This is a genomic window from Saccharomonospora saliphila YIM 90502 (assembly GCF_000383795.1).
GTDB classification, from domain to species: Bacteria; Actinomycetota; Actinomycetes; order Mycobacteriales; family Pseudonocardiaceae; genus Saccharomonospora; species Saccharomonospora saliphila.
Window position 1 is genome coordinate 1 of the sequence record NZ_KB912630.1, and the last position, 5,429, is coordinate 5,429.

Below are 5,429 nucleotides of genomic sequence, written 5' to 3' on the forward strand. Positions count from 1 at the left end.
GGGCTCGCTCCGGCCGCCGTGGTGGGCGCGGTGTGCGCGGTGGCGGTGTGGGGTGGGTGAGGGCACCGTGGACCACGGTGACCCCGGCACGGCGGGAACCCACGCCCCCGGCGCACCGCCCGCACTCGACGTCGCGGACCTGCGGCACCGCTATCCGGACGGACGGCTCGCCCTCGCGGGCGTCGACCTGCGCGTGGACGCCGGGCAGCGGGTGGCGGTGCTCGGTCCCAACGGTGCGGGCAAGACGACGTTGGCCCTGCACCTCAACGGCCTGCTCACCCCGAGCGCGGGCACTGTCCGCGTCGCGGGGATCGAGGTGGCGCCGCCGACGTTCGGCGAGATCCGCCGCCGCGTGGGCCTGGTGTTCCAGGACCCGGACGACCAGTTGTTCATGCCGACCGTGGCCGAGGACGTGGCTTTCGGCCCGCGCAACTTCGGCGTGGCCGAACCGGAGCTGTCCGCACGGGTCCGTGCCGCGCTCGACGCCGTGGGCATGGCCGGGCACGCGCGGCGCCCGCCGTCGCGCCTGTCCGTGGGCCAGCGTCGCAGGGTCGCGCTCGCGACCGTGCTGGCGAGCGCCCCGGACGTTCTCGTGCTCGACGAACCGTCGGTCAACCTCGAACCCGTGGCCCGGCGCGAGCTCGTCGAGGTACTGGCCACGCTGACGGCGACGATGCTCGTGGTCACCCACGACCTGCCGTTCGCCCTCCAGCTGTGTCCCCGCGGCGTGCTGCTCGACGACGGCGTCGTGATCGCGGACCGGCCGACTCGCGCGCTGCTCGCCGACGAGGCGTTACTCGCCGCGCACCGGCTGGAGCTGCCGTGGGGTTTCCGGCTCGATCCGGGGTGACGGCGGCCCCGGCCACGCGCCCCAGACCAGGTCGGTGACCAGTCGGACCGCCTCGCGAGCGGCCCGGGCCACGGGCGGGCTCAGCCCGAAGCCGGTCGTGCGCGCGGGGACGCAGCCCACCACGACCACCCGTCCCGCGTCGCCGCCGAGCACCCGCAGCAGTGTGTGTGCCGCTCCCGGCCCGAGACCGGGCGGCAGGAGGTCGGCGAGCGCCTCGCTCCCCGCCCCCGCGGGGCCGGGAGGGCAGGACCGTCGTCCGGCCCGAGGTCCCCGAGGTCGGTCTCGGTGACCCGGAGCCGGCCGGGAACCGCACCCGTCGCCGTGGCGCCGAGCAGGACCGTGGTGTCGTAGCCGCCGAGCAGCTCGCGGCCGAGCCTGCCGCACCCGATGCCGTGCTCGGCCAGTTGCACCCACACCGGCAGGACCTCGTCCGCGAGGCGGCGCACCACCTCGATGCCGAACCCGTCATCGCCCCTGCCCACCGTGCCGACGCCCGCGACCAGCACACATGGCCTCATGCGCTCCACAGTAGGCCGGTGCGCGGGCGGTCACAACGCGGCGCGTCACGCCCGGGGCGCGTGCGGGCGCACCCGGTGGATGAGGTCGTGCATCGTCTCGTCGGCCAGCCGGTAGTACACCACCCGGCCCCGCCGGTCGGCCGTGACCAGACCGTGTGCCCGCAGGACGCGCAACGCCTGGGAGACCGCCGTGTCGGTCATCCCCGCCGCCACCGCCAGGTCGGACACGCAGATCTCCCGGGCGCCATGGATGCACACCAGCAGCGCCAACCGCGACGGGTCGGCGATCACGGCGAACCGGTCCGCCCAGCGCTGGAGGTTCTCGCGGTCGCCGAGGCCGTCGAGGGCGGCCTCGACCCGGTCCCGGTCGATGGAACGGCGTCGCGAATCCGTGGGCACCTCCCCATGATCTCACCGTTGCCCGCCCGGTTCACCCACCCGGGCGCCGTGCGGAGCCCGCGGCGGGTGAGGTCCGGGTCAGGATGCCGGCGGTTTGAGCGGGTCGTGCCCGATCGACATCAGCCGGTGCCGCCAGTGCGTCTCGCCCGCCGTGGGTTCGAGTTCGTCACCGCGCCTGCCGTGCACCGTGTCCACGACCCTGCGCATGACGGCGAGGTCGTCGTCGAGCAGGTCGGTCTTGCGCTTGCCGAGGATCTCCAGCACGCGCCTGCCGAGATGTGGTCCCGCCTGGTCGGGATACTCCTCGTCCTCCGGCGCCGCCGACCGGGTGCGTAACCACTCGCTCAGCTCGCGTGAGGACATGTTGACCACGCGGTGGAACTCGTCCCACAGCCGTTCGGCGGAGTCGTCCATCCCCATACCTCCTTCGTTCGTGGGGGACCGGTGGATCGCGCCGCGTCCGGGCGGGGGCCCGGCTCAGCCCGGTGTCGTCTCGCCGCCCAACGCGGCCAGCACCTCGCCGGTGTAGTACGACGACAACCGGTTCGACGCGAAGAACACGAACGACGGGGCCAGCTCGTCGGGGTCGGCGGGCCGCCCCATCGGGACCTGGGCGCCGAACCGCTCGACGTGCTCGGACTCCATCGTCGCCGGGATCAGCGGCGTCCACACGGGACCCGGTGCCACACAGTTGACCCGGATGCCGCGCGGGACCAGCGACTGCGCCATCGCGAAGGTCCACGAGTGGATCGCACCCTTGGTGGCCGAATAGTCGATCAGTTTCTTGTTCCCGCGCAGGCCGTTCACCGACCCGGTGTTGATGATCGCACCGCCCTCGGGCAGGTGCCGCAACGCCGCGGCGGTCACCCGGAAGTAGGAGTGCACGTTGACGTCGAAGGTGCGCAGCCAGTCCTCGTCGCTGATGTCCTCGAACGACTCGTGCTCGGCCTGCGTGGCGATGTTGTTCACCAGCACGTCCAGACCGCCGAACTCGGCGACGGTCTCCTCGACGATCGTGCGGCAGCGGTCGGCCTCGGCCAGATCACCCGGCAACAGCAGGCACCGGCGGCCCTGCTCGCGTACGAGCGCGGCCGTGTGCTCGGCGTCGGCGTCCTCGCTCAGGTACGACACGGCGACGTCGGCGCCCTCCATGGCGAAGGCGACGGCCACCGCCCGGCCGATCCCCGAATCGCTGCCGGTGATGAGCGCGCGCCGGGCGCGGAGGAGATCGCGGCCGACGTAGCCGCGCATCTCGTCCCTCGGCTCCGGTTCCATCCGGCCGGTGTCGCCGGGAGGCGGCTGGGTCTGTTCTGGCTGGTTCACCCGGTATCTCCTCGTGTCGATGCGGTCGGTCGGATGCGGTTGTGCGGGGCCGCCGGCCCGGTCCTCACGGGTCGGTCAGCAGCGCGTCCGCGGTCACCGGAAGGTCGCGGACGCGGATTCCGGTTGCGTGGTGGGCCGCGTTCGCGACGGCCGCGGCCGTGCCGACGATGCCGATCTCCCCGATCCCCTTCGTGCCCATCGGGTTGACCGTCGGGTCGTGCTCGTCGATCCAGTACGCCTCCACCGAGGCCGCGTCCGCGCACGTGCTGATGTGGTACTCGGCCAGGTCGTGGTTGACGACGTGGCCGAACCGCTCGTCGAGCACGCTCTGTTCGTGGAGCGCCATCGACAGGCCCATCGTCATGCCGCCCATGAGCTGCGATCGCGCGGTACGCGGGTTGACCACCCGGCCCACGGCGAAAACCCCGAGCAGGCGGGGTACCCGCGGCTCGCCGGTCGCGGCGTCGACCCACACCTCGGCGAACTGCGCGCCGAACGCGTGCATCGACAAGCGCGAGGTCTCCGGGTTGGCGGGCATCGTGGAGGTCGCCTCGTCACCCGGCCGGGGATCGCGGCCGCACTCGGCGCGGAACCGCCGGGCCGCCGCCACGATCGCCGAGCCCCAGTTCGTGGTGCCCGACGACCCGCCCGCCACCGTCGCGGTCGGCAGGGCGCTGTCCCCGAGACGCACCTCGACGTCGGTGACGGCGACCTCGAGCGCGTCGGCCGCGATCTGGGTCAGCGCCGTCCGGGAGCCCGTGCCGATGTCGGTGGCGCCGATGCCGACCTCGTAGCACCGGTCGTCGCGGAAGCGCACCGACGCCGACGAGACGGGCCGCTGGAGAACCGGGTAGAGCGAGCAGGCGACCCCGGTGCCCACCCACCAGCCGTCTCGCAAGGTGGCGCGCGGCAGCGGGGGACGCCGGTCCCAGCCGAACCGCCGCGCGCCCTCGGTCAGGCAGGCGACGAGATTGCGGCTGGAGAAGGGCAGGCCCGAGTCGGGGTCGCGCTCCGGCTCGTTGCGCAGCCGCAGCGCCACCGGGTCGAGCCCGCACGCCTCGGCCAGCTCGTCCATCGCAACCTCGGGCGCGAACATCCCGGGGCACTCGCCCGGTGCCCGCATCCACGACGGCACCCCGACGTCCAGCGCGGCGAGGCGGTGCGTGGTGCGCCGGTGGCCCGCGGCGTACATGGTGCGCGTCGGCACGCCCGTCTGCTCGGCGAACTCCTTGAACCGCGCCGTGGTCTCCACGACGTCGTCGCTGATCGAGACCAGCCTGCCGTCGGCGCCCGCCCCGAGCCGCATGCGCTGGATGGTGGGTGTGCGGTAGCCGACGAAGGCGAACATCTGCTGCCGGGTGACGGCGAACTTCACCGGGCGGCCGCGTGTGCGGGTCGCGGCCAGCGCCGCGAGCACCAGGTGGGCGTGCGGCGTGCCCTTGCTGCCGAACCCGCCGCCGACGTGGGGGGCGATGACCCGCACGCGCGAGGGGTCCAGCTCGAACATCCCGGCGACGGCGGCACGCACGGTGTGCACCCCCTGCGTCGAGTCGTACAGGGTGAGCCGGTCGTCGTCCCACACGGCCACGGTGGTGTGCGGCTCCAGTGGGTTGTTGTGGTAGCGCGCGGTGGTGTAGGTCGCCTCGACGGCGCGCTCGGCGACGGCGAACGCCGCGTCCGGGTCTCCCTCGTGGGTGTCGGTGGGGTGATCGGGATTGACGACCTCCGGTGCGTACAGGTCCTCCCGGTCGGCCGAGAACGTGACGTCGTGCGGCCGGGTCTCGTAGTCCACCCGGACCAGATCGGCGGCCTGCCGCGCGGTCTCCGGAGTCTCGGCGACGACCGCCGCCACGAGCTGACCCCGGAAGGCGACCTCGTCGCTCTGCAGCACCTCCAGCTCGGCGTCGCGCCCCCGCGCCAGTCCGGGGGCGTTGAACGGGGTCAGCACGGTCAGGACGCCGTCGAGCGCGGTCGCGGCGCGGGCGTCCACGTCGGTCACGCGTCCCCGGGCGACGGTGGCCTGGACCGGGTGCAGATAGGTCGGCTCCGAGACCGGGTGTTCCCACGCGTACGGCGCCGTTCCGGTGACTTTCGCGTGCGCCTCCAGCCGTTCGAGGTCGGCACCCATCGCCCTCGGTCGCAGTGGCTCCGTCACGGCCGCGTCCCCTCCGTCGCCCGGGCGAGCGAGGTCAGCACGGCGACAAGCAGGTTCCGCGCCATCGGCACCTTGAACGCGTTGCCGGGCAGCGGTGCCGCGTCGGCGAGTTCGGCCGTCGCGGCGGCGCGGAACTCGTCGGCGACCGCGGGCCTGCCACGCAGGGCGCCCTCGGCCACCCGCG

The 5,429-nt window shown here is 73.7% G+C and carries 6 protein-coding genes and 1 pseudogene; 1 reads left to right on the forward strand and 6 read right to left on the reverse strand.

Translation table 11 applies throughout. The annotated features are described in order from the left end of the window. Nucleotides 1-67: 67 nt before the first annotated feature. Nucleotides 68-850: an energy-coupling factor ABC transporter ATP-binding protein gene (locus tag SACSA_RS0104560; protein ID WP_048876427.1), complete on the forward strand. Its 783-nt coding sequence runs from the start codon at nt 68-70 to the stop codon at nt 848-850. Nucleotides 851-930: 80 nt separating this feature from the next. Here the strand turns inward: SACSA_RS0104560 and SACSA_RS0104565 are convergent, their stop codons facing one another. From SACSA_RS0104565 to SACSA_RS21490, 6 genes and pseudogenes are all read right to left on the reverse strand, one after another. After that, complete coding sequence (locus SACSA_RS0104565) at nt 931-1,368, reverse strand: peptidase M52 (protein ID WP_157596609.1); 438 nt, start codon at nt 1,366-1,368, stop codon at nt 931-933. A 45-nt stretch (nt 1,369-1,413) separates the two neighbouring features. Further along, on the reverse strand, nt 1,414-1,767 hold the full coding sequence (locus SACSA_RS0104570; protein ID WP_019813901.1) for an ArsR/SmtB family transcription factor: 354 nt from the start codon (nt 1,765-1,767) through the stop codon (nt 1,414-1,416). Between the two features lie 78 nt (nt 1,768-1,845). Continuing rightward, nucleotides 1,846-2,181 (reverse strand): DUF3140 domain-containing protein, encoded by a 336-nt coding sequence (locus SACSA_RS0104575; protein WP_019813903.1) that lies wholly within the window; start codon nt 2,179-2,181, stop codon nt 1,846-1,848. Nucleotides 2,182-2,244: 63 nt separating this feature from the next. Then, nucleotides 2,245-3,090 carry an SDR family oxidoreductase gene (locus SACSA_RS0104580; RefSeq protein WP_019813905.1) on the reverse strand — a complete coding sequence of 282 codons (846 nt, stop codon included), beginning with the start codon at nt 3,088-3,090 and terminating at the stop codon, nt 2,245-2,247. Nucleotides 3,091-3,154: 64 nt separating this feature from the next. After that, complete coding sequence (locus SACSA_RS0104585) at nt 3,155-5,245, reverse strand: xanthine dehydrogenase family protein molybdopterin-binding subunit (protein WP_028661541.1); 2,091 nt, start codon at nt 5,243-5,245, stop codon at nt 3,155-3,157. Further along, nucleotides 5,242-5,429, reverse strand: a pseudogene (locus tag SACSA_RS21490) (hypothetical protein); the annotation flags it as partial. The gene SACSA_RS0104585 and the pseudogene SACSA_RS21490, both read right to left, overlap by 4 nt.